Origin of the sequence: Immundisolibacter sp. (genome assembly GCF_014359565.1) — a bacterium.
Taxonomy (GTDB): Bacteria; Pseudomonadota; Gammaproteobacteria; order Immundisolibacterales; family Immundisolibacteraceae; genus Immundisolibacter.
The window spans coordinates 708,564-735,532 of sequence record NZ_JACIZD010000001.1 but is presented as its reverse complement, the minus strand read 5'-3'; the positions used below and the strand labels follow the sequence as shown (position 1 = coordinate 735,532).

20 protein-coding genes and 5 tRNA genes are annotated in these 26,969 nt (G+C 67.9%); 5 read left to right on the top strand and 20 right to left on the bottom strand.

Annotation, left to right across the window (positions count from 1 at the left end; all coding sequences use genetic code 11):
• Positions 1–28: 28 nt before the first annotated feature.
• The 17 genes from rpoC to rluD all read right to left on the bottom strand — a co-directional run bounded on the left by rpoC (position 29) and on the right by rluD (position 17,645).
• Positions 29–4,252, bottom strand: coding sequence for a DNA-directed RNA polymerase subunit beta' (gene rpoC, locus H5U26_RS03540; RefSeq protein WP_290616693.1), 4,224 nt, complete (start codon positions 4,250–4,252; stop codon positions 29–31).
• Positions 4,253–4,300: 48 nt separating this feature from the next.
• The gene (rpoB, locus tag H5U26_RS03535; RefSeq protein ID WP_290616691.1) at positions 4,301–8,377 is read right to left on the bottom strand and encodes a DNA-directed RNA polymerase subunit beta; all 4,077 of its coding nucleotides are present in this window, start codon (positions 8,375–8,377) and stop codon (positions 4,301–4,303) included.
• A gap of 259 nt (positions 8,378–8,636) precedes the next feature.
• Positions 8,637–9,017, bottom strand: a complete 381-nt coding sequence (gene rplL, locus H5U26_RS03530) for a 50S ribosomal protein L7/L12 (protein ID WP_290616689.1) — start codon at positions 9,015–9,017, stop codon at positions 8,637–8,639.
• A gap of 61 nt (positions 9,018–9,078) precedes the next feature.
• Positions 9,079–9,603, bottom strand: coding sequence for a 50S ribosomal protein L10 (gene rplJ, locus H5U26_RS03525; protein ID WP_290616687.1), 525 nt, complete (start codon positions 9,601–9,603; stop codon positions 9,079–9,081).
• A 36-nt stretch (positions 9,604–9,639) separates the two neighbouring features.
• Complete coding sequence (rplA, locus tag H5U26_RS03520; RefSeq protein WP_290616685.1) at positions 9,640–10,332, bottom strand: 50S ribosomal protein L1; 693 nt, start codon at positions 10,330–10,332, stop codon at positions 9,640–9,642.
• 1 nt (position 10,333) lies between these two features.
• Positions 10,334–10,765 carry a 50S ribosomal protein L11 gene (rplK, locus tag H5U26_RS03515; protein ID WP_290616683.1) on the bottom strand — a complete coding sequence of 144 codons (432 nt, stop codon included), beginning with the start codon at positions 10,763–10,765 and terminating at the stop codon, positions 10,334–10,336.
• A gap of 61 nt (positions 10,766–10,826) precedes the next feature.
• Positions 10,827–11,360, bottom strand: a complete 534-nt coding sequence (nusG, locus tag H5U26_RS03510; protein WP_366055864.1) for a transcription termination/antitermination protein NusG — start codon at positions 11,358–11,360, stop codon at positions 10,827–10,829.
• A gap of 3 nt (positions 11,361–11,363) precedes the next feature.
• Positions 11,364–11,744 carry a preprotein translocase subunit SecE gene (gene secE / locus H5U26_RS03505; protein ID WP_290616681.1) on the bottom strand — a complete coding sequence of 127 codons (381 nt, stop codon included), beginning with the start codon at positions 11,742–11,744 and terminating at the stop codon, positions 11,364–11,366.
• 42 nt (positions 11,745–11,786) lie between these two features.
• A tRNA-Trp gene (locus tag H5U26_RS03500) sits at positions 11,787–11,862 on the bottom strand.
• A 40-nt stretch (positions 11,863–11,902) separates the two neighbouring features.
• Positions 11,903–13,093, bottom strand: a complete 1,191-nt coding sequence (tuf, locus tag H5U26_RS03495; protein WP_290616679.1) for an elongation factor Tu — start codon at positions 13,091–13,093, stop codon at positions 11,903–11,905.
• A 60-nt stretch (positions 13,094–13,153) separates the two neighbouring features.
• Positions 13,154–13,229, bottom strand: a tRNA-Thr gene (locus H5U26_RS03490).
• A gap of 23 nt (positions 13,230–13,252) precedes the next feature.
• Positions 13,253–13,326 (bottom strand) — tRNA-Gly (locus H5U26_RS03485).
• A 61-nt stretch (positions 13,327–13,387) separates the two neighbouring features.
• Positions 13,388–13,472 (bottom strand) — tRNA-Tyr (locus H5U26_RS03480).
• Between the two features lie 147 nt (positions 13,473–13,619).
• Positions 13,620–13,693 (bottom strand) — tRNA-Gly (locus H5U26_RS03475).
• Between the two features lie 121 nt (positions 13,694–13,814).
• Positions 13,815–15,944, bottom strand: coding sequence for an AsmA family protein (locus H5U26_RS03470; protein ID WP_290616677.1), 2,130 nt, complete (start codon positions 15,942–15,944; stop codon positions 13,815–13,817).
• A 14-nt stretch (positions 15,945–15,958) separates the two neighbouring features.
• On the bottom strand, positions 15,959–16,675 hold the full coding sequence (gene pgeF, locus H5U26_RS03465) for a peptidoglycan editing factor PgeF (RefSeq protein ID WP_366055876.1): 717 nt from the start codon (positions 16,673–16,675) through the stop codon (positions 15,959–15,961).
• A 13-nt stretch (positions 16,676–16,688) separates the two neighbouring features.
• Positions 16,689–17,645 carry a 23S rRNA pseudouridine(1911/1915/1917) synthase RluD gene (gene rluD, locus H5U26_RS03460; protein ID WP_290616673.1) on the bottom strand — a complete coding sequence of 319 codons (957 nt, stop codon included), beginning with the start codon at positions 17,643–17,645 and terminating at the stop codon, positions 16,689–16,691.
• 68 nt (positions 17,646–17,713) lie between these two features.
• On the opposite strand from rluD, the gene H5U26_RS03455 reads away from it, so the two are divergent.
• Together H5U26_RS03455 and H5U26_RS03450 are read left to right on the top strand one after the other, a co-directional pair.
• Entirely contained in the window at positions 17,714–18,517 is an 804-nt protein-coding gene (locus H5U26_RS03455; protein WP_290616671.1) for an outer membrane protein assembly factor BamD, read from the top strand.
• Positions 18,518–18,549: 32 nt separating this feature from the next.
• Complete coding sequence (locus H5U26_RS03450; protein WP_290616669.1) at positions 18,550–19,071, top strand: nitroreductase family protein; 522 nt, start codon at positions 18,550–18,552, stop codon at positions 19,069–19,071.
• Positions 19,072–19,096: 25 nt separating this feature from the next.
• Here H5U26_RS03450 and H5U26_RS03445 read toward each other — a convergent pair whose 3' ends face one another.
• Together H5U26_RS03445 and H5U26_RS03440 are read right to left on the bottom strand one after the other, a co-directional pair.
• Positions 19,097–20,320 (bottom strand): MFS transporter, encoded by a 1,224-nt coding sequence (locus tag H5U26_RS03445; RefSeq protein ID WP_290616666.1) that lies wholly within the window; start codon positions 20,318–20,320, stop codon positions 19,097–19,099.
• Positions 20,317–21,888 carry an AMP-binding protein gene (locus H5U26_RS03440; RefSeq protein WP_290616664.1) on the bottom strand — a complete coding sequence of 524 codons (1,572 nt, stop codon included), beginning with the start codon at positions 21,886–21,888 and terminating at the stop codon, positions 20,317–20,319. Before H5U26_RS03440 ends, H5U26_RS03445 begins: the two co-directional genes overlap by 4 nt.
• A 152-nt stretch (positions 21,889–22,040) precedes the next feature.
• On the opposite strand from H5U26_RS03440, the gene H5U26_RS03435 reads away from it, so the two are divergent.
• Positions 22,041–22,694: a hypothetical protein gene (locus H5U26_RS03435; protein WP_290616662.1), complete on the top strand. Its 654-nt coding sequence runs from the start codon at positions 22,041–22,043 to the stop codon at positions 22,692–22,694.
• Here the strand turns inward: H5U26_RS03435 and H5U26_RS03430 are convergent.
• Complete coding sequence (locus H5U26_RS03430) at positions 22,642–23,685, bottom strand: hypothetical protein (protein ID WP_290616660.1); 1,044 nt, start codon at positions 23,683–23,685, stop codon at positions 22,642–22,644. The two genes, H5U26_RS03435 and H5U26_RS03430, sit on opposite strands and share 53 nt — an antisense overlap.
• A gap of 79 nt (positions 23,686–23,764) precedes the next feature.
• Between H5U26_RS03430 and H5U26_RS03425 the strand changes: the two genes are divergently transcribed.
• Both H5U26_RS03425 and H5U26_RS03420 read left to right on the top strand, forming a co-directional pair.
• On the top strand, positions 23,765–24,910 hold the full coding sequence (locus H5U26_RS03425) for an efflux RND transporter periplasmic adaptor subunit (protein WP_290616658.1): 1,146 nt from the start codon (positions 23,765–23,767) through the stop codon (positions 24,908–24,910).
• Positions 24,911–25,001: 91 nt separating this feature from the next.
• Positions 25,002–26,930, top strand: coding sequence for a MacB family efflux pump subunit (locus H5U26_RS03420; RefSeq protein ID WP_290616656.1), 1,929 nt, complete (start codon positions 25,002–25,004; stop codon positions 26,928–26,930).
• Positions 26,931–26,969: the final 39 nt, after the last annotated feature.

The following is a 26,969-nucleotide window of genomic DNA, read 5'->3' as shown; positions in this document are numbered from 1 at the left end:
GGCAGGGGCGGGCCAGCAGAAGGCAACGTTAAGGCGCCGTGGCCTGCTGCTCGGAAGCTTGATCAGCGTCGCCGGCCGCCGTCCCAGTACCTTCGGTCTGGTTCCACAGCTCGGCGAACTGCTCAAGCTCGCTGTGACCGCGACGGCGGCGCTCCTCGTGATAGGCGAAGCCGGTACCGGCCGGAATCAGGCGCCCGACGATGACGTTCTCCTTCAGGCCGCGCAGCTCGTCCCGCTTGCCGCTGACGGCAGCCTCGGTGAGCACGCGCGTGGTTTCCTGGAACGAAGCGGCCGAGATGAACGACTCGGTCGCCAGGGACGCCTTGGTGATGCCCAGCAGCACCGGCTCGTAACGCGCCGGCTGCTTGCCCTTGGACACCAGGTCGGCGTTGGCCTCGGCCACCGCACCGCGTTCAGCCTGCTCACCCTTGAGGAACTTCGAGTCGCCCGCGTCGGTGATCTCCACCCGGCGCAGCATCTGACGCACGATGACCTCGATGTGCTTGTCGTTGATCTTCACGCCCTGCAGGCGGTAGACCTCCTGCACCTCGTTGACCACGAAGCGGGTCAGTTCCTCGACCCCCAGCAGGCGCAGGATGTCGTGCGGCACCGGCGCACCGTCGGCGATCTTCTCGCCCCGGCTGACGTGCTCGCCCTCGAACACCGTGATGTGGTGGTACTTCGGAATCAGGTACTCGTGCTGCTGCCCCTGATCGTCGGTGATGATCAGCCGCTGCTTGCCCTTGGTTTCCTTGCCAAAGGACACGATGCCGGTCTGCTCGGCCATGATGGCCGGGTCTTTGGGGCGGCGCGCCTCGAACAGGTCGGCCACGCGCGGCAGGCCACCGGTGATGTCGCGGGTCTTGGAGGTCTCCTGCGGAATGCGGGCCAGCACCTCGCCCACGCCCACTTCGGCGCCCTTGACGACGGTGATGATGGCACCCGCCGGCAAGAAGTAGCGGGCCGGAATGTCCGTCCCGGGCAGCAGCTGATCCTTGCCGCTGGCGTCGATCAGCTTGACCATCGGGCGCAGGTCGCGCCCGGCCATGCCGCGCTGCTTGGCGTCGGTGACGACGATGTTGGAAAGACCGGTCGCCTCGTCGACCTCGCTGATGGTGGTGACACCTTCCTCGACGTCGCTCAGCTGCGCGATGCCGGCCACCTCGGCGATGATCGGATGCGTGTGCGGGTCCCAGGTCGCCACCACCTGACCGGCGTCGACCAGTTGGTCGTCGCTGGCGGTGACCACGGCGCCGTACGGCAGCTTGTGGCGCTCGCGCTCGCGGCCGTGCTCGTCGACCACCACCAGCTCGCCGGAGCGGGACACCGACACGCGGTTGCCGCCGGCCTGCACCACCACCTTGACGTTGTCCAGGCGAATGGTGCCGCGGGTGCGCACCTCGATGCTGTTGGCTTCGATCTTGCGCGATACCGCACCACCGATGTGGAACGTGCGCATGGTCAGCTGGGTGCCCGGTTCGCCGATCGACTGCGCGGCGATGACGCCCACCGCCTCGCCGACGTTGACCAGGTGGCCGCGCGCCAGGTCGCGACCGTAGCACTTGGAGCAAACCCCGAAGCGGGTCTCGCAGGTGATGACCGAGCGCACCTTGACGGCGTCGACACCGGCCTGTTCGATCTGCGCCACCACGTCTTCGGTCAGCAGGGTGCCGGCCTCGACCAGCACGTCGTCGGAACCTGGCAGCAGGATGTCCTGCGCCGCGGTACGGCCCAGAATGCGGTCGCGCAGGGCTTCGATCACGTCGCCACCGGCCAGCACCGCACCCAGGTGCACGCCATCCTCGGTGCCGCAGTCGTGCTCGGTGATGACCAGGTCCTGCGCCACGTCCACCAAGCGACGGGTCAGGTAACCGGAATTGGCGGTCTTGAGCGCCGTGTCGGCCAGGCCCTTGCGCGCGCCGTGGGTGGAGATGAAGTACTGGATGACGTTCAGGCCTTCACGGAAGTTGGCCGTGATCGGCGTTTCGATGATCGAGCCGTCGGGCTTGGCCATCAGGCCGCGCATGCCGGCCAGCTGGCGAATCTGCGCCGCGCTGCCGCGGGCACCGGAGTCGGCCATGATGTAGATGGAATTGAACGACGGCTGCGTCACGGTGGCGCCGCTGCGGTCGATCACGGTCTCGTGACCGAGCTTCTGCATCATGGCGGCGGCCACCTGCTCGTTGGCGTGCGACCAGATATCGACCACCTTGTTGTAGCGCTCGCCGTCGGTGACCAGGCCGGAGATGTACTGCTCGGCGATTTCCTTCACCTCACCCTCGGCGCGGGCGATGATGGCGGTCTTCTCGTCCGGCGTGACCATGTCGTCCACGCAGATCGACGCGCCCGAACGGCTGGCGTACTGATAGCCGGTGTACATGAGCTGGTCGGCGAACACCACCGTGGCCTTGAGGCCCACCTTGCGGTAGCAGTCGTTGATCAGGCGCGAGATGACTTTCTTGTCGAGCGCCCGGTTGATCAGCTCGAACGGCATGCCGGCCGGCAGGATCTGCGACAGGATGGCGCGACCGATGGTCGTATCGATCAGGCGGGTGCGGGTCTGGAGTTCACCGTCCGCATTGAACTCGCTGTCGGTGATGCGCACCTTGACCCGCGCGTGCAGCTCGGCAGTGCCGGCGTCGTAGGCGCGCTTCGCCTCGGCGGCATCCGCGTACACGCGGCCTTCGCCACGCACATTGATGCGCTCGCGCGACATGTAGTACAGGCCAAGCACCACGTCCTGCGTCGGCACGATCACCGGATCGCCGTTGGCCGGCGACAGGATATTGTTGGTGGACATCATCAGGGCGCGGGCTTCCAGCTGCGCTTCCAGTGACAGCGGCACGTGCACCGCCATCTGGTCGCCATCGAAGTCGGCGTTGAAGGCCGTGCACACCAGCGGGTGCAGCTGGATGGCCTTGCCCTCGACCAGCACCGGCTCGAAGGCCTGGATGCCCAGGCGATGCAGGGTCGGGGCGCGGTTCAGCAGCACCGGATGCTCGCGGATGACTTCCTCGAGCACGTCCCAGACTTCCGGCCCACCCTTCTCGACCAGCTTCTTGGCGGCCTTGATCGTGGTGGCCAGGCCGCGGCGCTCGAGCTTGCCGAACACGAAGGGCTTGAACAGCTCGAGCGCCATTTTCTTGGGCAGGCCGCACTGGTGCAGCTTCAATTGCGGACCGACCACGATCACCGAACGGCCCGAGTAATCGACACGCTTGCCCAGCAGGTTCTGCCGGAAGCGGCCCTGCTTGCCCTTGATCATGTCGGCGAGCGACTTCAGCGGCCGCTTGTTGGTGCCGGTGATGGCGCGGCCGCGGCGGCCGTTGTCCAGCAGCGCATCGACCGATTCCTGCAGCATGCGCTTTTCGTTGCGCACGATGATTTCCGGCGCGTTCAGGTCCAGCAGGCGCTTCAAGCGATTGTTGCGGTTGATGACGCGCCGGTACAGGTCGTTGAGGTCCGAGGTCGCGAAGCGGCCGCCGTCGAGCGGCACCAGCGGGCGCAGTTCCGGCGGCAATACCGGTAGCACGGTCAGGACCATCCATTCCGGGCGGTTGCCGGATTCCTGGAACGACTCCAGCAGCTTCAGGCGCTTGACCAGCTTCTTGTGCTTGGTCTCGGAGCCGGTGCTGATGATTTCCTCGCGCAGGCGCGCCGTCTCGGCCGGCAGATCGAGCGCCTTGAGCAACTGCAGGACCGCTTCGGCACCCATGCGGGCGTCAAACTCGTCGCCGTACTGCTCGCGGGCTTCGAAGTACTCTTGATCGGTCAGCAGCTTGCCGCGCTCGAGCGGCGTCATGCCCGGATCGACCACCACGTAGGCCTCGAAATACAGCACGCGCTCGACTTCGCTCAGGCCCATGTCGAGTGCCATGCCCATGCGCGAGGGCAGGGACTTCAGGAACCAGATGTGCGCCACCGGGCTGGCCAGCTCGATGTGGCCCATGCGCTCGCGACGGGTCTTGGTCAGGGTGACCTCGACGCCGCACTTCTCGCAGATCACGCCACGGTGCTTCAGGCGCTTGTACTTGCCGCACAGGCACTCGTAGTCCTTGATCGGGCCAAAAATCTTGGCGCAGAACAGGCCGTCACGCTCCGGCTTGAAGGTGCGGTAGTTGATGGTTTCCGGCTTCTTGACCTCGCCCCAGGACCAGGAACGGATCTTCTCGGGCGACGCCAGCCCGATACCGAAGGCCTCGAAATCATCGATGCCCGTGGTCTGCTTCATCAGGTTCAGAAATTCTTTCACGATCGTATCCCCGCTTCAGGTGACCGAAAACCGCAGTTCGGTACTGCCTTATTCGCGCTCGAGTTCAATGTCGATGCCCAGTGAACGGATTTCCCGCACCAGCACGTTGAACGACTCCGGCATGCCGGCCTCGATGCGGTAATCGCCGTCGACGATGTTCTTGTACATCTTGGTACGCCCGTTCACATCGTCGGATTTGACGGTCAGCATTTCCTGCAGGGTGTAGGCGGCGCCGTAGGCTTCCAGCGCCCACACCTCCATCTCACCGAAGCGCTGGCCGCCGAACTGCGCCTTGCCGCCCAGCGGCTGCTGGGTGACCAGGCTGTACGGCCCGGTCGAGCGGGCGTGCATCTTGTCGTCGACCAGATGGTTCAGCTTCAGCATGTACATGTAGCCGACCGTCACCTGGCGATCGAAGGCATCGCCGGTGCGCCCGTCATACAGGGTGGTCTGCCCGCTCTCGGGCAGGCCGGCCAGGCGCAGCATGGCCTTGATGTCGGACTCGCGGGCGCCGTCGAACACCGGCGTCGCCATCGGCACGCCGCCGCGCAGGTTGTGCGCCAGCTCCTGGATCTCGCCGTCGTCGAAGGCATCAAGGTCGGCGCCGGTGCCTTCCGACTCGTTGTAGATGGTGTTCAGAAGCTGGCGCAGCTCGGTGGGCTTGCCGCCGGCATCCAGCGCCTTGCCGATCTTCAGGCCCAGCGCCTTGGCCGCCCAGCCCAGGTGGGTTTCCAGCACCTGGCCGACGTTCATGCGCGAGGGCACGCCCAGCGGGTTCAGGATCACGTCCACCGTGGTGCCGTCGGCCATGTACGGCATGTCCTCGGCCGGCACGATGACCGATATGACGCCCTTGTTGCCGTGCCGCCCGGCCATCTTGTCGCCCGGCTGCACGCGCCGCTTCTGCGCCACGAACACCTTGACCATCTTGAGCACGCCCGGCGGCAGCTCCTCGCAGGTGGTCAGGGTCTTGCGCTTTTCGTCCTGCAGCTGGTCGAACTCCTTGCGCTTGCGGGCCAGCTGCTCGAGGATGCGCTCGACCTGCGCCGCTGCCTCGGCATCCTTCAGGCCGATCTCGCTCCACTTCTCGCGCGGCACAGAGGCCAGATAGTCGGCCGTGATGGTGGTGCCGGCCTTGAGCTTGTTCGGGCCGACCTGCGCTTCCTTGCCCACCAGCAGGCGCTCGATACGGGCATAGGCATCATCCGCGGTGATGCGGTACTGGTCGTCGAAATCCTTCTTGACGCGCGCCAGGGCCTCGGCCTCGATGGCCTTGGTGCGCTCGTCCTTCGGAACACCCTCGCGGGTGAACACGTGCACGTCGATCACGGTCCCGACCACGCCGGCCGACACGCGCAGCGAGGTGTCCTTAACGTCGGAGGCCTTCTCGCCGAAGATGGCGCGCAGGAGTTTTTCCTCCGGCGTCATCTGCGTCTCGCCCTTGGGCGTGACCTTGCCGACCAGGATGTCGCCCGGGCGCACCTGGGCGCCGATGGCCACGATGCCCGACTCGTCCAGGTTGGCCAGCGCCGCCTCGCCCACGTTCGGGATGTCGGCAGTGATCTCCTCCGGGCCGAGCTTGGTGTCGCGCGACACGCAGGTCAGCTCCTGGATGTGAATGGTGGTGAACCGGTCCTCCTGCACCACCCGCTCGGAGATGATGATGGAGTCCTCGAAGTTGTAGCCGCTCCAGGGCATGAACGCGACCAGCACGTTCTGGCCCAGCGCCAGCTCGCCGATGTCGGTGGACGAACCGTCCGCCAGCACGTCACCGCGCTCGATGCGGTCGCCGGCCTTGACCCGCGGCCGCTGGTTGATGCAGGTGTTCTGGTTGGAACGGGTGTACTTGGTCAGGTTGTAGATGTCGACCCCGGAGGTACCGGCGCCGGCCTCGTCGTCGTTGGCGCGCACCACGACGCGGCCGGCGTCGACCGCCTCGACCACGCCGCCACGCAGCGCCACCACGGCCGTGCCCGAATCGCTGGCCACCGTGCGCTCCATGCCGGTACCGACCAGCGGCTTGTCGGCGCGCAGCGTGGGCACCGCCTGGCGCTGCATGTTCGAGCCCATCAGGGCGCGATTGGCGTCATCGTGTTCCAGGAACGGAATCAGCGAAGCCGCTACCGATACGATCTGACGCGGCGAGACGTCCATGTACTGCACCTGGTCGGGCGTGGTCATGGTGAATTCATTGCCATGGCGGCACGAGATCAACTCGTCGCTGAGGCTGCCGTCGGGCCCCAGCCGGGTGCTGGCCTGTGCGATGACGTACTCCGGCTCGTCGAGTGCCGACATGTAGACCACCTCGTCGGTGACCTTGGCGTCGCGCACCACCCGGTAGGGCGTTTCGAGGAATCCGTAGTCGTTGGCACGGGCGAACACGGCCAGCGAGTTGATCAGGCCGATGTTCGGGCCTTCCGGCGTTTCGATGGGGCACACGCGACCGTAATGTGTCGCGTGCACGTCGCGCACCTCGAAGCCCGCCCGCTCGCGGGTCAGGCCGCCCGGGCCCAGGGCCGAGATGCGACGCTTGTGCGTGACCTCCGACAGCGGGTTCACCTGATCCATGAACTGCGACAGCTGCGAGGAGCCGTAGAACTCCTTGATCACCGCCGACACCGGCTTGGCGTTGATCAGGTCCTGCGGCATGAGGCCCTCGGACTCGGCGAACGACAGCCGCTCGCGCACCGCGCGGTCCACGCGCACCAGGCCGATGCGGAACTGGTTCTCGATCATCTCGCCCACGCAGCGCACGCGCCGGTTGCCAAGATGATCGCCATCGTCGACGGTGCCCTGGCCGTTCTTGATATCGATCAGCCTGCGCAGCACCGCAACGATATCTTCCTTCGACAGCACGCCCGGACCGGTGGTCTCGGCGCGGCCGACGCCGCGGTTGAATTTCATGCGGCCGACGGCGGACAGGTCGTACAGCTCGCTGCTGAAGAACAGGTTCTGGAACAGCGTTTCGGCCGCATCGCGCATCGGCGGCTCGCCCGGACGCATGATGTGGTAGATCTCGACCAGGGCGTCCTGACGGCCGGTGGTGTGATCCACCCGCAACGTATCGGAGATGTAGGCGCCGCGGTCGACGTCGTTCACGTACAGCACCGACAGCTCGCGCACGCCAGCGGCGCGCAGCTTCTCCAGCAAGGGCGCGTCGAGAATGGCGTTGGCCTCGGCCAGAATCTCGCCGCTGGTCGCATCGACCACGGCCTTGGCCAGAACCTTGCCGTGGACATAGTCGGGCGGTACCACCAGCTCGCGCACGCCGCTGGCGTCCAGCTGCTTGGCCTGACGCGCGGAGATGCGCTTGCCGGCCGGCACGATCACATTGCCCTTGGCATCCAGAATGTCGAACGTGACCTGTTGGTTGCGCATGCGCTCGGGCACCAGGTCCAGCGTGATCTGCTCGCTGGACAGACGCAGCGTATCGGTCTCGAAGAACAGACCCAGGATTTCCTCGACACCATAGCCAAGCGCGCGCAGCAGCACGGTGGCCGGAATCTTGCGCCGCCGATCGATGCGCACGTACACCAGGTCCTTCGGGTCGAACTCGAAGTCCAGCCACGAGCCGCGGTACGGAATGATGCGCGCCGAGAACAGCACCTTGCCGGAAGAGTGAGTCTTGCCCTTGTCGTGGGTATAGAACACGCCCGGCGACCGGTGCAGCTGCGAGACGATGACCCGCTCGGTGCCATTGATGACGAAGGTGCCGGTGTCGGTCATCAGGGGAATCTCCCCCATGTAGACCTCCTGCTCGCGCACGTCCTTGACCACACGGTTCTTGCCGGCCTTGTCATAAATGACCAGCCGCACGCGCGCCCGCAGCGGCGCGGCATAGGTCATGCCGCGGACCTGGCAGTCCTTGACATCGAACGGCGAGCGCCCGAGCCGGTACTCGACGAATTCCAGCGCCGCGGCGCCGGTGCTGCTCTGGATCGGGAACACCGACCGGAAGGCCGCCTGCAGGCCCAGGTCCTCACGCCGCTCCGCCGGCACGTCCGTCTGCAGGAAGCGCCGGTACGAATCGAGCTGCATCTGCAGCAGGTTCGGCACCTCCAACACTTCCGGCCGCCGGCCGAAATTCTTGCGGATACGCTTTTTCTCGGCAAACGAGTAAGCCATGGATCGCAGCCCCCAGACGAAACCTTCAGATGTCACTCGCGGCCAGGCCTGTCGGCAATGCACTGCCCGACGACGGCACGCGGAGCGGCCAAAAAACGAGACAAAAGAAGACCCCGACGCAACGTGGCCGGTTGTTTACACCAGCACGCAGCGCCTGGGGCCTTCCCTTGGGTACAGCACGACCTAGCCGCCGAAGATGGCGGCCGGACCGGACCGTGGATGCGTCCTGCCGATCGGCTCAGACGCGGCTCGGCGACGATTACTTGACCTCGGCTGCCGCGCCCGCCTCGACCAGCTGCTTTACCACATCCTCAGCCTCGGCCTTCGGAATGCCGGTCTTGATGGTGGCCGGCACGGCCTCCACCAGGTCCTTGGCTTCCTTCAGGCCCAGGCCGGTCAGGGCGCGCACGGTCTTGATGACGTTGACCTTGTTCTCGCCAAAGCTCGACATGACCACGTCGAACTCCGTGCGCTCCTCAACCTGCGCGGCGGCTTCGCCACCGGCAACGGCCACTGGCGCCGCCGCAAACGCGGCCGCGCTGACACCGAATTTCTCTTCCATCATGCTGATGAGGTCGACGACTTCCATCACCGTCATGTTGGAAATTGCGTCGAGAATTTCTTCCTTGCTAACCGCCATGGTCCTGACTCCTGGGAACGAAAAATAAAAATTTGAAATACCGCGGCCCGAACCTGCCGCCTCAACCCTGCTTCTGGTCCCGCACCGCCGCCAGCGTGCGCACCAGCTTGCTGTTGGGCGCCGCCAGCACGCGCACCAGCTTGGCGATCGGCGCCCTCATGACGCCCATCAACTGCGCGATGGCTTCGTCGCGGGTCGGCAGCTTGGCCACCGCATCCAGATCTTCCGGCCGCAGCAGGCGTCCGGCGACCGCCACCAGTCGGACTTCGGCCTTCGGGTTGGCCTTGCGAAAATCGCGCACCATGCGCGCCGCAGCGCCCGGTTCGCCGCGCGAGAAGGCAACCATCAGCGGGCCCCGGGCGGCCTCGCGCACGCACTCGAAGCCGGTGCCCTCCACGGCCCGCCGCAGCAGGGTGTTCTTGACCACCTTCAGATACACGTCGGCCTTGCGCGCCTCGCGCCGCAGGCCGGTCACCTGGCGGACCGTCAGTCCGCTCAGGTCCAGACCCACCAGCACCGGCGCGGTGGCTGCCACGGCAGCCACTTCACTCACGATTGCCTGTTTTGTTTCCAGAATGCTCGCCACGGCCAGATTCCTTTATTGACTAAGTAGACCGCCGGCTCACTGGCCGAGACTGGCCAGATCGACGGACAACCCCGGACCCATGGTGGACGAGACCGTCACCTTGCGCAGGTAAGTGCCCTTAGAGGTGGCCGGCTTGAGCCTTTGCACGTCCGCCAGCACCGCCTGCAGGTTCTCGCGCAGGGCCTCGACCGGGAACGACACACGGCCGATCACGAAGTGCACGATGCCGGCCTTGTCGGTGCGAAAACGCACCTGGCCCTTCTTCGCGTTGCTGACGGCGGTCGCCACATCGGGGGTCACCGTACCGACCTTGGGATTGGGCATCAGACCCCGCGGACCGAGCACCTGACCCAGAGTACCGACCACGCGCATGGCGTCCGGGGCGGCGATCACCACACTGAAATCCAGATCGCCGCCGCGAATGCGCTCGGCAAGATCCTCCATGCCGACGGCATCGGCACCGGCAGCGGTGGCCGCTTCGGCCGCCTGACCCTGCGCGAACACGGCCACGCGGGCCTTCTTGCCGGTGCCGTGCGGCAGCACGGTGGCGCCGCGCACGACCTGATCGGATTTGCGCGGGTCGACCCCCAGGTTCAGGGCCACGTCCATCGACTCGTCGAACTTGGCGCTCGCCACTTCCTGCAGCAGGCTGAGGGCATCGGCCAGCGGCAGCTGGCGGCGGCCGGCCAGCTTCTGGTCGATCGCGCGGCGTCGTTTGCTGTTAGCCATGTCAGACCCCCTCCACCGTCAGACCCATGCTGCGCGCGCTGCCGGCAATGGTGCGCAGCGCCGCTTCCAGATCGGCCGCTGTCAGGTCCGGCTCCTTGGCGCGGACGATTTCTTCCAGCTGCGCGCGGGTAACCACGCCGACCTTGTTGGTGTTCGGGTTCGGGCTGCCCTTCGCGATACCGGCGGCCTTGCGCAGCAGCACCGACGCAGGCGTGGTCTTCTTGACGAAGGTGAAGCTGCGGTCCTCGTAAACCGTGATCACCACCGGTACCGGCAAGCCCGGCTCCATGCTGGCGGTCTCGGCGTTGAAGGCCTTGACGAACTCCATGATGTTCACGCCACGCTGACCCAGCGCCGGGCCGACCGGCGGGCTGGGGTTGGCCTGACCGGCCTTCACCTGCAGCTTGATATACGCACTGACTTTTTTTGCCATTTCAAAGTTCCAGTTGACGGGTACAGCGCCTTACGGCTCCCCGTTGTCGCCACGAGGGCGGCTAGGCTTTCTCCACCTGGGAGAAATCCAGCTCGACCGGCGTGGACCGGCCGAAAATCATCACCGACACGTTCAGACGGTTCTTCTCGTAATTGACGTGCTCGACAACGCCGTTGAAGTCGTTGAAGGGACCATCGGCCACGCGCACCATCTCACCGACTTCAAACAACACCTTCGGCCTTGGCTTGTCCTGACCCTCGCGCACGCGGCTGAGGATTTCGTCCGCCTCGCGCTCGGTGATCGGAGCCGGCTTGTCGCCGCTGCCGCCGATGAACCCGAGCACCCGCGGCACGCTGCGCACCAGGTGCCAGGTTTCCTCGTCCATTTCCATCTGCACCAGCACGTAGCCGGGAAAGAACTTGCGCTCACTGGACCGCTTCTGGCCGTCCTTCATCTCGACCACTTCCTCGGTCGGGACCAGGATCTCGCCGAATCGGTCCTCCAGGCCGGCCCGCGCGACGCGCTCCTTGAGCGCGCGCTGCACGGTTTTCTCGTAGCCCGAGTAGGCGTGCACCACATACCAACGCATCGCCACCGATCAGCCCCCCATGCCCATGAAGCCCCTGATCGCGAGGCTGATCACCCAGTCAAAAAACCACAGCATGAGGCCGACCACCACCGCCGCCACGAACACGATCCCCGTGGTCTGCAGCGTCTCGCGCCGCGTCGGCCAGACCACGCGCCGCACCTCGGTGCGCGAGTCCTTCAAAAACCCCCACAGGCGCCCACCCGGACCACTGCGCAAGCCAACCAGCAGCGCCAGTCCGACACTGGCCAGCACCACCAGCACGCGCACGACCTGCGGCTGATCGGCCAGGACATAGAACCCGACCACGCCGGCCACCAGCACCGCCACGGCCAGGGTCAGCTTCAGACGATCCGCAAACCCCTGCTTCGCCATCGGCGCATTGACTGCCATATTCGTGAGCCTTCGAGAGTGTCTTTGAAACCGGCCCAGAAATGGCAGGCCAGGAGGGAATCGAACCCCCAACCTGCGGTTTTGGAGACCGCCGCTCTACCGATTGAGCTACTGGCCTGTACCTTGCAACACCCGCCGCACCGGCATCCAGCCGGACCTTACTCGATCACCTTGACAACCACGCCGGCGCCGACCGTGCGGCCGCCCTCGCGGATCGCAAACCGCAGGCCGTCGTCCATCGCGATCGGCGTGATCAGCGATACCTGCAGGTTCACGTTGTCGCCCGGCATCACCATCTCGGTGCCCGCCGGCAGCTCGCAGCTGCCGGTCACGTCGGTGGTCCGGAAGTAGAACTGCGGGCGGTAGCCCTTGAAGAACGGCGTGTGGCGCCCGCCCTCGTCCTTGGACAGGATGTACACCTCGGCCTCGAACTTGGTGTGCGGGGTGATCGAGCCAGGCTTGCACAGCACTTGACCACGCTCGACCTCGTCCCGCTTGGTGCCGCGCAGCAGCACGCCCACGTTGTCGCCCGCCTGGCCCTGGTCCAGCAGCTTGCGGAACATTTCCACGCCGGTGCAGGTGGTCTTGATGGTCGGGCGCATGCCCACGATCTCGATTTCGTCACCGACCTTGACGATGCCCCGCTCGACACGACCGGTCACTACGGTGCCGCGCCCGGAGATGGAGAACACGTCCTCGACCGGCATCAGGAACGCGCCGTCGATGGCGCGCTCCGGCAGCGGGATGTAGCTGTCGATGGCGTCGACCAGTTTCAGGATGGCCGGCACGCCGATTTCGCTCTGGTCGCCCTCGAGCGCCTTCAGCGCGCTGCCGGTCACGATCGGGGTGTCGTCGCCCGGGAAGCCGTACTGGGTCAGCAGTTCGCGCACTTCCATCTCGACCAGCTCGAGCAGTTCGGGGTCGTCGACCATGTCGGCCTTGTTCAGGAACACGACGATGTACGGCACGCCCACCTGACGCGCCAGCAGGATGTGCTCGCGGGTCTGCGGCATCGGGCCGTCGGCCGCCGACACCACCAGGATGGCGCCGTCCATCTGCGCCGCACCGGTGATCATGTTCTTCACATAGTCGGCGTGACCGGGGCAGTCGACGTGCGCGTAGTGGCGGGTCGGGGACTCGTACTCGACGTGCGCGGTCGCAATGGTGATGCCGCGCGCCCGCTCTTCCGGCGCGTTGTCGATCTGGTCGTAGGCCTTGAATTCCCCGCCAAAACGCTCCGCGCCGATCTTGGTCAGCGCCGCCGTCAGCGTCGTCTTACCGTGATCCACGTGACCGATCGTGCCCACGTTCACGTGCGGCTTGGTTCGCTCAAATTTGGCCTTGGACATGCCCTAACCTCTGCTGAAACTGACGGATGCCGACCCTGCGGCGCCGAAATGAAACACAACTGGTGCTCACGACTGGAATCGAACCAGCGACCTCTTCCTTACCAAGGAAGTGCTCTACCGACTGAGCTACGTGAGCGCGTTCGTCCCCGGTACAAATAATGGAGCGGGTGATGGGAATCGAACCCACGCTATCAGCTTGGAAGGCTGAAGTTCTACCATTGAACTACACCCGCGCCGGCACCTTACCGGCACCGAAAACCGCCGCCGTGACGGCGATTGACGGGATGATCCAAATGGTGGAGGGGGGAGGATTCGAACCTCCGAAGGCTGAGCCGTCAGATTTACAGTCTGATCCCTTTGACCGCTCGGGAACCCCTCCGGGGAAATAGCCGCGCATTATCTGGGCCATCCGCAGCGACGTCAACGGGTGGCCGGCGCGCACGGCACCGCCCCGGCTCCCGGCAGGGAGCCGCTCAAGGCCGTCGGCGCTCGCGCGGGTCACAAAACTGCTCGCCACCGGGGAATCTGGAGCGGGTGAAGGGAATCGAACCCTCGCTGAGAGCTTGGGAAGCTCCCGTTCTACCATTGAACTACACCCGCGGGGACCGGCATTCTAGCCACCGGCTTTCCGTAACGGCAAGCAGCGGGCGACCACCTTGATCGGACTGCCGGGCGCAAACCGCCCGCCCGCACGAGGGGCGCGATGCGCCTGCGCCCGGGGTCAACGCCCGAACAGGCCGCGCAGCATGGTCTTGCCCGACGACTCGCGCGCCCCGTCCGGCTTCGGCCCGAGCTTCTCCTGCAGGCGGCGCACGGCCTCATCACGCAGGGCGTCCTTCAATTCCGGCTCCACCTTGAAGGCGCCGGGTCGGCCGCGCACCCGCAGCGGCACCGGCGCCTCGCGGGCATCCTCCTGGGCCGCGCCATCAGCGCTGCGACGTACCGACGCCGCCTTGAGCCGATAGTCGATCTCGCTGCTGGCCAGATCCAGCGTGCCGGCGCCGGTGATGCGATAGAAGCGGCCGGGCCGAAAACGCACCTGCTCGAGCATGAGATCTTCGCTGCGCCATACGCCGGCCGCGATCGGGCCGCTCATGCGCAGCGCCGAGAACCGCGTGTCGGGACTCGGATCACATTCTTCGGCGTCCTTGTCGCGCGTCCGGGCTATCACCGCGCGCGCCTGGCAGATACTGCGGTCAGCGTTGATGCCCTTGAGCACGCCGTCGCTGCTGCTCAGGCGCGCCGTGCCGTTCAGACTGCGCAGCAGGGCATCGCCGGTGGCGGCCGCGCCCGTCAGTTCGCCACCCAGCGCAATGCGTCCCTGTAAGGCGTCCTTCCCGGTCAGGGCCGCCAGCAGCGGACCGGCTGCCACGTCGGTGGCAGCCAGTTTCAGGCGAAGCGCGGGCTCGCTGCGCCGCACGTCGACCTGCGCACTGGCCTCGGCACTGCCGCCGTACAGACTGGCGCTGACCGGTTGCAGCGTCATCTGACCGTCGCCTGAACGCGCCCGCAGCGCGACGCGCTCGAAGCTCAGCCCGCGCACGGTCAGCGTCGCCACATTGAGCGTGCCGTCCAGGTCCAGCCGCGCCAGACGGCGCAGCGCATCGGCCGGCGAGCCGGCCGGCGCCGCGGGCGTGGGTTCGGTGCCGGTGGCCGGCGCGTGCTGCGCCGGCGCCGGCTCGCCGGGCAGGTAGCGATCCAGATCGAGCCGATCGACCTCCAGCGCGAAACGCAGGGCCGGATCGGAAAAATCGCTCACACGCGCAGTGCCGCGCCAGTGGCTGTCATCAACCGCCAGATCGATGCGCGCCAGGTTGATTTCGCTCGTGTTGGCACCGATGTCGAGGTCGCCCTCGATGCGCGTCAGGGCTTGCGGATCGGCCGTCGTCAGAGTCTGCCCGAACAGCGTCGCCAGCGCCCGTGCGTCGAGCCGCTCCAGGCGCAGCTGCGCGCCCAGTACCGGTACCGCGTCGTCGCCGCGCGCCAGCGTCAGTTCGCCGCGCAGCTGCACCGGATCGCCTTCGAGCATCAGGCGGCGCAGCCGCAGACGGGTCTGCGCCGGATCGAAGCCGGCATCCGCGGTCAGGCGCAGCGTCAGCGCCTCACGCAGCGGCGCACCGCCGAGGACGGCATCCAGCCGCAGATCCTCAGCGCGCCAAGTGCCATTCGCGGCGCGCTGCGCCGTGGCGGCCAGTTCGAGCTGTGCGCTGCGCTGGGGGTCGCCGGTATCGATCACGCCGCTGGCGCTCAGCGGCAACGGGCCGCCCGGGTCGAGCGCGCCCAGCGCAATGTCCAGATCGTGCAGCCGCGCCCAGCGCCCGCTCGCCTGATCGGTCCACAGGATATCGGCCTCGCGCAGCGTCAGCTGGCCGATGCCGACCCGCCCGGCAAGACCCGTCATGACACCGCCGGAACTCGACGCACCGCGGGCTGGCGGCGCGGGCTGCGGCTGCGGCAACAGGTCTGCCCAGTTGCTGTGGCCGCGGGCGTCCACCATCAGGCGCAGTTGCGGGCGGTCGACGTGGACGCTGGCCACCTGCAAGCGCCCCCGCAGCAACGGCCACAGACGCAGGTTGGCGCGCGCCTCTTCCAGGCTGGCAAACGGCTCGGCGCCAAAGCCTTCGGCATTGGCAAGCCGCAGGCGCGGCAGGACCACCGCCGGGCGCGGCAACAGCGCGAAGTGCACCTCACCCTCGACCGTAAGCTCGCGGCCGGTGTGCGTGCGGGCCGCAATGACCAGCATGCTGCGCAGGGTTTCGCTGTCCACCAGGCGCGGCAGCAGCAGCGCGGCGGCGACCAGCGCGGCCACCAGCAGCGCGACGATGAACAACAGGCGACGCATCCACTTCATGGGTACAGCCTAACTCAGGCCTCGCGCCAGACCAGGCTGGCCATGCGGCCGGTGACGCCGTCGCGGCGGTAGGAATAGAACCGCTCGCGGTCCGCCACCGTGCACAGGTCACCTCCGTACACGCGCTGCACGCCGGCAGCGGCCAGATCACGCCGCGCCAGACCATATAAATCCGCCAGCCAGCGCCCGCCGGTGCCCGCGCAAAAGCAGCTCGCCGCGCCCGAATCACGGCACACGAAAATGTCCCACACCTCGGCGCCGACCTCGAAGGCGGCAGGACCGATGGCCGGGCCCAGCCACGCTCCGACGGAACTGGGCGCCGCCGCAAAACGCGCCAAGGCGCGGCCGACGATGCCGGCCGCCAGACCACGCCAGCCGCAGTGCACGGCGGCGACCTCGCGGCCATCGTCGCTGCACAGCAGCAGGGGCAGACAGTCGGCGGTGAGCACCGCGCACACCACGCCCGGGCGATCCGCGTAGCGGGCATCGGCCGCGATGCCCAGCGGATCGTCGGCGCCCGCGACCGCGCTACCGTGCACCTGCGACAGCCACAGCGGCGGCGCCGGCAGCCGGAGCGCCTGCGTGAGGGCGGCGCGATTGGCCGCCACGGCGCGCGGATCGTCCCCGACGTGATCGCCGAGGTTCAAGCCCCCATAAGCGCCGAGGCTGACACCGCCCAGGCGCGTCGTGCTCGCCGCGCGCACGCCGGGCGGCAAGGGCCAGTCGGGCATGAACACCCCGACTTCAGGCACCGGCCTGCTCCGTGTCCCGCGCCAGCACGTCCAACAAATCCGCCATGTCGGCCGGCAGCGGGGCCGAGAATTCCAGCGGCTCGTCGCTGATCGGGTGAGCCAGCTCCAGGCGCGCCGCGTGCAGCGCCTGCCGGCGGAATCCACCCAGCGCCGCCACGCATTCGGCGCTGGCGCCGGCCGGCAGACGCAGGCGACTGTAGGTCGGATCCCCCACCACCGCATGACCGATGCTCGCCAGGTGCACGCGAATCTGGTGCGTTCGGCCGGTCTCCAGCATCACCCGCAGCAGCGTGTGCTGGCGAAAGCGCTGCGCCACCCGGTAGTGCGTCACCGCCTCGCGACCGCCCTGGCTGACCGCCATGCGCGTGCGATCCTGGCGGTGCCGACCGATCGGCGCGTCCACCGTGCCGCCGGCGATGATCTGCCCCTGCACCAGTGCCAGATACTCGCGGTGTACCTCACGCGCCGCGAGCTGCTCCACCAGGCGCTTGTGCGCCGGCAGCGTGCGGGCCACCAGCAGCAGGCCAGTGGTGTCCTTGTCCAGGCGATGCACGATGCCGGCCCGCGGCACGTCGGCCAAGCCCGGATCGTAGTGCAGCAGCGCGTTCATCAGCGTACCGACCGGGTTGCCGGCACCCGGATGCACCACCAAACCGGCCGGCTTGTTCACCACCAGCAGGTCGGCATCCTCGTGAACGATGTCGAGCGCAATCGCCTCGGCCGCCGGCACGGCATCGGCGTTCTGCCGCGGCACCTGCACGCAGATCTGCTCGCCCCCACGCAGACGGCCGCTGGCCGCCAGCTGCGCACCGTCCACCGCCACCCGGCCGTCGCGGATCCACTCCTGCAGCCGGCTGCGCGAGTATTCCGGCAGCAGCAGGGCCAGCACCTGGTCCAACCGCTGACCGGCCAGCTCGGGGGGTGTTTGATATAGTTCGCGCGCTTCCATGTGTGTCCCTTGCCGCGTCGTGCGCCATTCTAAGGCGCGCCGCGACCCTGCCCTGCCGAGAATCGCCCGTGCCCCTGTCGCCCCGTGTCGGCCTGCGTCTGTGCTGCCTGGCCCTGATTGCACTGCTGGCTGCCTGCGGCGGCGAGCCGGGCACCAAGAAAACCGAAGATCGCACCGAAGGCTGGTCGGTGGAAAAGCTCTACCAGGAAGCCCGCAAGGCCACGCTCGACGGCGGCTACCAGGAAGCCATCGACCTGTACGAGAAGCTCGAAGCGCGCTACCCCTATGGCGTCTACTCGCAGCAGTCCCTGATCGACGTCGCCTACGCCTACTACAAGAACGGCGACGCGGAACTGGCCATCGAGGCCGCCGACCGCTTCGTGCGCCTGTACCCGCTGCACCCGAATGTCGAGTACGCCTACTACCTGAAAGGCCTGGTGCACTTCAAGCGCGAAGTGTCGATCCTGGAAAAATGGCTGCCGCAGAACCTCGCCGCACGCGACATGAACAACGCCCGCCAGGCCTTCGACAGCTTCGGCCAGCTGCTGCGCAGCTTCCCGGACAGCCGCTACGCCCCGGACGCCCGCCAGCGCATGGTCTATCTGCGCAACCAGATGGCCGAACAGGACATCCTGGTGGCCCGTTACTACATGAAGCGCGGTGCCTACCTGGCGGTGGCCGCCCGCGCCCGCCACGTTGTCGAAACCTACCCGCGCAGCGAATTTACGCCCGAAGCGCTGGAACTGATGGTCACCGCGTACCGTATCCTTGGGCTTGAGACGCAGGCCACCGACGCCCTGCGCGTGCTGAACCTGAACTACCCGAGCCATCCGGCCACCGAGCGGGCCGGCAAACTGGCCACCGTGCAGTAAACGCCGCCCGGCGCGGCGAGGAGCGTGCCGCCATGTGGGACTTCTTCCAGACCGTACGCCACCGCCACTCGGTGCGTCGCTACCAGCCGGACATGCCGGTCGAAGCGGAAAAACTGCACGCCATCCTGGAGGCGGTATCGACCGCCCCGTCGGCCGGCGACTTGCAGTCCTACCACGTGTTCGTCCTGACCGCAGCCGACGCCCGCGGCCGCCTGCAGGAGGCCGCCCCGGACCAGACCTTCCTCGCCGAGGCGCCCCTGGCACTTGTGTTCTGCGCCGACCGCGAACGGCCGCGCGAACGCTTCGGCGCCCGCGGCTGCGAGCTGTTCGCGACCCAGGACGCCACCATCGCCGCCGCCTATGCGCAACTGGCCGCCGTCGCCGCGGGCCTGGCCTCGGCCTGGGTCGGCCGCTTCGACCGCGACCGGGTGTGCGCCCAACTGGAACTGGCGCAGCACCTGGACCCGGTGGCCATCATCAGCGTCGGCTACCCGGCCGAGCTGCCTGCCCCCACCCCCCGGCGCCGCCTGGACGAGGTGGTGACGCGGCTGTAACGCCCGCCGACCGGCCGGAGTCGACTCAGGCAGGCGTTCGGCTGGCCGGGGGCGGCTGCCACAAGGCCAGCGCGCACAGCGCGGAAACCAGTGCAACCGACGCCCAGGCCGTACCGTAGCCGGGTCCGTCGACCAGCGCGCCGAACGCCACCGGCCCCAGCACGAAGCCGCCCCAGGCCACATTGATCAGCAGGCCAACCGCCGTGCCGGCCACGGCTATGCCGACCGACTCGGCGATCACGATCATCAGCAGACCCTGCCAGCCCATGGCGCAAAAGCCATACAGCAGGCCGACCAGCGCCGGCACGATCAGCGGACCGTTGGCCGGCAACAGCGCAAGCGCCGTCGCCGCGGCTGCGGTGAGCGCCATCACCAGTGCCAGGCAACGACCGCGGGCGTGAGTGAAAAAGCGGTCCGCGATCATGCCCCAGGCGACCCGGCCCAGCGCTGCGGCGAGCAGGGCGCCGCTGAGCAAGCTGCCGGCTGCCGCGGCCGCAATGCCCTGGCGATCGGTCAGGAACAGCACAAAGAACGTCGTCATCGCAATCTGCGCGTAGGCGATGAACGGCGCCAGCAGCAGCAGGCGCACGAAGGGTCGATTCGAGAAAAGCTGCCCGGCCACGGCCTTGAGGCCCGGCCTGGCGGCGCCTGGCGCGGCGTCGAGGTCCACCGGCCGCTCGCGATACAACAGGCCGCTGAGCACCGCCGCGAGACCTGCGCCGGCGGCCACCAGCAGTACCGCCATGCGCCAGCCCAGCCATGAAGCCAGACCTGGCAGCGCCGCCGCGGCCAGCGCGGCGCCCAGCATGTTGCCGGTCTGGCGCAGGCCCATGGCCGTGGCCCGCCGCTGCGGCGGAAACCAGTGCAGTACGCCGCGGGCGCCGACCTGATTGATGGCGCCATTGCCAAGCCCGCACAGCCCGGCCAGCACGGTTACTGTCAGCAAGCTGCTGGCGCGGCTGAGCAGGGCCAGCGGAATCGCCATCGCCAGCAGGCAGGCCAGCAGCAGCCAGCGCCCGTCCAGGCGATCGGCCAGCACGCCGGCCGGCACCGCCATCAGCGCGCCAACCACGTAGAAGGCGGACTGCACGGCGCCGAACTGGGCCTTGCTGACCGACAGCTCGGCCACCAGAAACGGCGCCAGCGGACCCCACAGATACGATCCGGACGACATCGCCATCTGGCCCACGATCAGCAGCGCCAGCATGGTCCAGGCGTTGCGCCAGGCCGCCGGCCGGCCGGCGCTCACGCGGCCGGCCAGGGCAGACTTGCCGGATCGGCCCGCAGGCCGTCGCGCAGATTGGCCTTGGCGATCTTGCCGGTGGCGCCCTTGGGCAGTTCATCCATGAACACGACGTGCTTGGGCTGCTCGAAGCGACCCAGGCGCGGGCGGCAGAACGCCAGCAGTTCATCGACCGTGGCGCGCTGGCCGGGCCTGAGGCTGACGATGGCCACCACCGCCTCGCCCCAATCCCGGTGCGGCGCGCCGACCACGGCCACCTCGCGCACCGCCGGGTGCTCGGCCAGCACCGCCTCCACCGTCACCGGGTACACGTTGTAGCCGCCGGTGATGATCAGAAACTTCTTGCGGTCGGTCAGGTACAGGTAACCCTCCTCGTCGATGCGACCGAGGTCATGCGTGCGCAGCCAGGAGCCACTCAGCAGCTCGGCGTTCTCGTCAGGGCGGTTCAGGTAACCGGGCGTTGTGACGCTGCCCTGGACCCAGATTTCGCCGATTTCGCCGGCCGGCAGCGCCTGGCCGTCCGGGCCGCGGATGGACAGGTCGACGTGCAGCGCCGGCCGTCCGCAGGAGCCGAGCAACTCCGGACGGCCGCCCAGCGCCTGCAGATGATCCTCGTGCTGCAGGAAACTCAGCCAGCCGGCGGTGGCCTCGGTGAGGCCATACAGCTGGATCATCTCGCAGCCGAGCTGGCTCATGGCGCCGCGGATCAACTGCGGCGTGGCCGGCGAGGAGCCGTAGCTGACCATGCGCAGCGCGGACAGGTCGTGGTGGCCAGCGGCGTGGCGCTCCAGCAGCCGCTGCAGCATGGTCGGCACGAAGATGCCGGTGGTGGCGCGGTGCTCGGCCATCAATTCCAGACTGCGGGCGGCGTCGAAATCGCCATCCGGCAGCAGCACCGCCATGCCGTTGACCAAGCCCAAGGTGGCACACAGCAGCGGCACGCCGGCCATCGGAAACGGCGCGTAGTACAGGTCCGACTGGCGCAGGCCCAGCATCAGGCTCGAATACACCAGCGCATCGCGCACGCCGCGCTGCGTCCACAGCGCGCCCTTGGGCAGACCGGTGGTGCCGGTGGTGTAGCTGATGGCGATCAGGTCGTCTTCGGCCAGTGCCGGCAGGGTCGGACGCCTGTCCGCCTTGGCCAGCAGGGTGTCGTAGTCCAGCGGCAGACCGTGGCCGGCGCCAAAGCCGATCAGGATCAGCCCCGCCCGGCGCAGGGCGTCCAGTTCGCCGGCCAGCAGCGGCACGCAGGATGCTTCCACCAGCAGCGCGCGCGCCGACGAGTCGTGCAGCAGGTGCAGCATCTCGCGCGCCGCATAGCGCCAGTTGATGCCCACGCGAAGCGCGCCCAGCTTCAGGCAGGCGTACCAGTGCTCGACCACTTCTACGCGGTCGTGCGCCAGCACCGCGCACACGTCGCCCTTGCCGATGCCGAGCCCCTGCAGGGCCGCGGCCAGGCGATCGGCGCGGCGGTCCATGTCGCCCCAGGTGCGGCGCCGGTCGCCGTCGATGAACGCAAGGTGATCGGCCAACGCCGCGCCGCAGCGGCGCAGCAAATCACGCGGCAGAATCATGCACGTCTCCTCCTCGCTCAGGATGCCGGAACAGGCCGTCCCTGGCCGTCATCGAGTCAGCGGCGAACGCGCGAGCCTGGGCACACGCTGAATACCTCAGCCTTTCCCTAGAATGCGAACAGGCGCGTCATCGCGCACCGGAGGTTACCGCAATGAAACATCTGATCGGCTGCCTGCTGGCGCTGTTGGTCGGCGGCGCCGCAGCGGCCGCAGACGACTTCGAACGCCGCTGCGGCCCCTTCGTGCCGGAGCAGCTCGCCCCCACGGCGCACGCCGGGGTGGTAATCGTCGATGCCGCGCTGCGTGCCTACACGCCGGCCGAGATGACGATCGACTACGGGGTCGCGGTGCTCAGCGGCATCGGCAAAGGGCTTGGCATGCACCGCAGTGGCTACCAGTGCACCGAATTCATGGTCATTCCGGACCTGGCACCGGGACGCTACCGCCTGGTGTCCCTCGAAGGCCGCATCAGCAGCATCACGCTGACGCGGCGCTTCCTGTATCCGATGCCCAGCGATGGCTATCACATCGTGAACCCGCACGACTGGCGCGAAGGGCCACAGCTGTACCGGGTCCAGCCGCGCCGGGCGCCGGAACTGGAGGTCGAGGTCCGCGCCGGCGAGGTCAGTTACCTCGGCCGCCTGGAGGTGGTGCGCAACCCGCCGTCGATGTATGCCGTCGGCATCGAACGGCACGCCGACCCGGCGCGCGAGCAGGCGGCACGCCAGCGACTGCGGCAGCTCAGCGGTGCGCCTACAGGTGCCAGTGCGCCGGCAACTGCTCCACCGGCAGCGGCGCAACCGTAATTTCCCGCGGCTGGGCACCCAGCGGCGTGTAGCGCACGGTGACCGCTGGCGCCTCGCGGCCCTGGCTGTAGCGGCCCACGATGCGCGCCGCCAGCTCCAGGTCGGCCTCGTCCAGCACACCGTCCACCAGGGTCAGCGGACCGCCGTGGCTGATCGGCTCCAGGTGTGCAAACTGGCGCCGGTAGCCGGTCAGGAAGTTGTTCTCGCCGTCCTCGCGCGCCACGATCAGCTTGAAATTCGGCCGCGGGCGCAGGTGCCGGCCCACCTTGAGCAGCATGATGTCGTCCAGTTCGTATTCCTTGCTGCCGCGCGCCTGCCACAGGTCGGCCAGCTTGTGGCTGTAGTTCGGATCGGTCAGGAAACAGCAGCCGCCGGCCGGCTGCGCCCATTCGGTGAAGCCGAAGCTCTCGGCCAGCGCCATCTGCGGCTTGCGGCTGCGGCCATTGAAGTCGTACAGACGCTCGCGATCCACCCAGCCTTCGCGTTCCGGCAGGGTAGCCGGCAGCAGCTTTGCGCACAAAGGCCGCAGCAGGCGGTCAAAGGCCCCGGACTCGCGGGCGATGATCGGCATGGTCTGCTTGCGCTGCGACATCGGCCGCTGGCCGATCACCTCGCCGGTGATGATGAAATCGAAGCCGTTTTCCTGCATCCAGGTACGCGCCTGGCCGACCATGAAACCCTTGCAGTCCAGGCACGGGTTAAGGTTCTGCCCGTAGCCGTGCTTGGGGTTGATGACGACCTCCTTGTACGGCTCGATGACATCGACGATGTGCAGGCGGATACCGAGCTGCTCGGCCACCCACAGGGCGTTGTTGCGCTTGGGCTTGGCGCGGTCCTGGCGGCGGATGGCGTGCGTGTGGCCTTCCACGCAGAAGCCGGTGAAGAAATTGATGCCTTCGACGTGGATGCCCTGCTCCAGCATGACCTTGGCGGCCAGCATGGAATCGAGCCCGCCGGAGATCAGGGCAACGGCTTTGCGTGGGGGGTTCATGGCAGTGGGAACACGGTGCGGGGGCCGGCTATGGTACCGGTGCGGCCGCAATCACATGGAAGACACGGGTTTGGCAAACATGAACAAGCGTTGGATAGCCGCCATCGTCCTGCTGGCACTGGCGGGCGCCGGATTGGCCCTGTGGCAGCGCGACACGCCGGCCGCACTGCCGGCCGGTCTTGCCTTCGAGCCGGTGACGCGCCGGGACCTGACCGAAACGGTCACCGCCCAGGGCAAGCTGGAGCCCAAGTCCTACGTCGATGTGGGCGCGCAGGTGTCCGGACAGCTCAGCCGCCTGCACGTCGAAATCGGCGACGTGGTCGAAAAAGGCCAGCTGATCGCCGAAATCGACCCGCGCATCTATGCCTCACGCGTGGCCAGCGACCAGGCGCGCATCGCCTCGCTGACCGCGCAGCTGGCCCAGCAACAGGCAGTGCTGCAAAACAGCCGCCTCGTGCTGGAACGCAATCGGGGCCTGATCGCCGAGCAGGCCACCAGCCGGGAGCAGCTCGAACAAAGCGAGGCCGACGTGCGCGTGGCCGAGGCGGCGGTCAAGTCCTTCAGCGCGCAGATCGAGGAAGCCATCTCCACGCTCAACGGCGATCAGACCAATCTGGGCTACACCAAGATTTTCGCGCCGATGGCCGGCACGGTGGTCACGCAGACCTCGCGCGAGGGCCAGACCCTGAACGCCAACCAGATGGCGCCGGTCATCGTGCAGATCGCGGACCTGGACACCATGACCGTGCGCGCCCAGGTGGCGGAAGCGGACGTGATGCGCATTCGCCCCGGCACCGCCGCCGAATTCACCACGTTGGGTGCGCTGGAGCGGCGCTGGCAGGCCACCGTGCGCCAGGTGCTGCCGTCGCCGGAAGTCATCAACGATGTGGTGCTCTACAACGTGCTGGTGGACGTCGACAACCGCGATCGGCAGCTGATGAACGGCATGAGCACGCAGGTGTTCTTCATTCTTGGCGAGGCCAAGAACGCGCTCGCCGTACCCACGTCGGCGCTCGGCCAGCGCCGGCCGGACCAGGACCAGCCCGGCACGCAGGCCTACGAGCTGCGCGTGCGGGAGGGCGAAAAACTGGCCACCCGCGTGGTGCAGGTAGGCCTGCTGTCGCGCCAGTTCGCGCAGGTGCGCAGCGGCCTGGCCGAGGGCGAGCAGATCGCCATTTCACGCCCGGCCGAAACCAAGGTAGCGCCGCGGCGGGGCATTTTCTGATGGGAAGCTCGACGCAACCCTCCCCGGTTTTTATTCGGGACGGCCTGGTTGCCCGCAAGGGCCACTGCGAAACACGTTCCGGGGTGGCCTGATGCCGCTGCTGGAACTGACCGACATCGCACGCCACTACGGCAGCGGCGCTGGGCAGGTGCGGGCGCTCGACGACGTGTCGCTGAGCATCGAGGCGGGCGAGTTCGTGGCCATCATGGGCCAGTCCGGCTCCGGCAAGAGCACGCTGATGCACATCATCGGCTGCCTGGACCGGCCCGACAGCGGCCGCTACCGGATCCGCGGCCAGGACGTGGCGGCGCTGGATTCCGACCAGCTGGCCGCGCTGCGCCGCCAGACCTTCGGCTTCGTGTTCCAGCGCTACAACCTGCTCGGCGGCGCCAGCGCGCAGGCCAACGTGGAGATGCCGGCCATCTACGCCGGCCTGCCCAAGACCGAGCGGGCCGAACGCGCGCGGCGCCTGCTGGCCGAACTGGGTCTTGCCGATCGCGCCGGGCACCACCCGAACGAGCTGTCCGGCGGCCAGCAGCAGCGGGTCGCCATTGCCCGTGCGCTGATCAACGACCCGCCGGTGATCCTGGCCGACGAACCGACCGGGGCGCTGGACAGCAAGAGCAGCGCGGAACTGATGGCGCTGCTGGCGCGCCTGCACCAGGCCGGGCGCACGGTGGTGCTGATCACGCACGATGCCCAGGTCGCCGCGCACGCCCAGCGCGTGGTGCGCATCGCCGACGGGCGCATCGTGGACGATCAGCCGGCCGACCGGGCACGAGCGCCCACGCCCGCCGGCGTGGCGCCGGCCGAGCCCGCCACCGTGCTGATGCCGGAACTTGGCGAGGCCACGCGCATGGCGCTGCGCTCGCTGCGCGCCAATGCCATGCGCACCGCACTGACGCTGCTGGGCATCGTCATTGGTGTGGCGTCGGTGGTGGCCATGCTGGCGGTGGGCGAAGGCGGCAAGCAGCAGGTGCTGGCCCAGATCACCGCCATGGGCACCAACCTGATCATGGTCCGACCGGGCGCGCCCGGCATTCGCGGCGGCGGCGACATCGTGACCCTGGTGCCGGAGGACGCCACCGCCATCGCCGCCCTGCCCAACGTGCGCCAGGTGCTGCCAGAACGCAGCAACCGCCTGACCGTGCGCGCCGGTAACATCGACTACCAGACCACCGTGCAGGGCAGCGACACCGGCCTGCCGGAGGTGCGCGACTGGCCGGTCGCCGCCGGCAGCTTTTTCAGCGAGCGTGACCTGCGCGGCTATGCGCCGGTGGCGGTGCTGGGGCAAACCGTCGCGCGGACGCTGTTTCCGGACGGCGCCGATCCGGTCGGCCGCTACCTGCTGGTGCGCAACGTACCGTTCGAGGTCATCGGCGTGATGAGCGAGAAAGGCGCCTCCAACTGGGGCGGCGACCAGGACGACGTGGTGCTGGTGCCGATCACCACCGGTTTCGTGCGTCTGTTCGGGCGGCCGTACCTGAACGCACTGACGATCAAGGTGGCGGACCTGGCCACCATGGACAGCACGCAGGAGGCCATCCGGCAGCTGCTGCTGGCCCGTCACCGCACCGAGGACTTCAGCGTGCGCAACCTGGCGTCGATCCTGGACGCCGCCAGCACCGCCTACGACACGCTCACGCTGATGCTGGGCACGGTGGCCGCCATCTCGCTGCTGGTCGGCGGCATCGGCGTGATGAACATCATGCTGGTCAGCGTCACCGAGCGCACGCGCGAGATCGGCATCCGCATGGCCACCGGCGCGCGCATGCGCGACATCCTGCTGCAGTTCAACACCGAGGCGGCCGTGGTGTGCACGGTCGGCGGGCTGTTTGGGTTGGCGCTCGGCTTTGGCGTCGGCCTGGCGCTGCGCCTGGCCGGCATGCAGGTGATCTTCGCCGCCACGCCGGCGGTCATGGCCTTTCTGTCCGCGGTCGGTACCGGGCTGGTGTTCGGCTATCTGCCGGCCCGCAAGGCGGCGCGGCTGGATCCGGTGGTGGCGCTGGCGGCGGAGTGAGCGGGCGGCGCCAGAAGCCGGGCAGTCGGACTGCTGGAC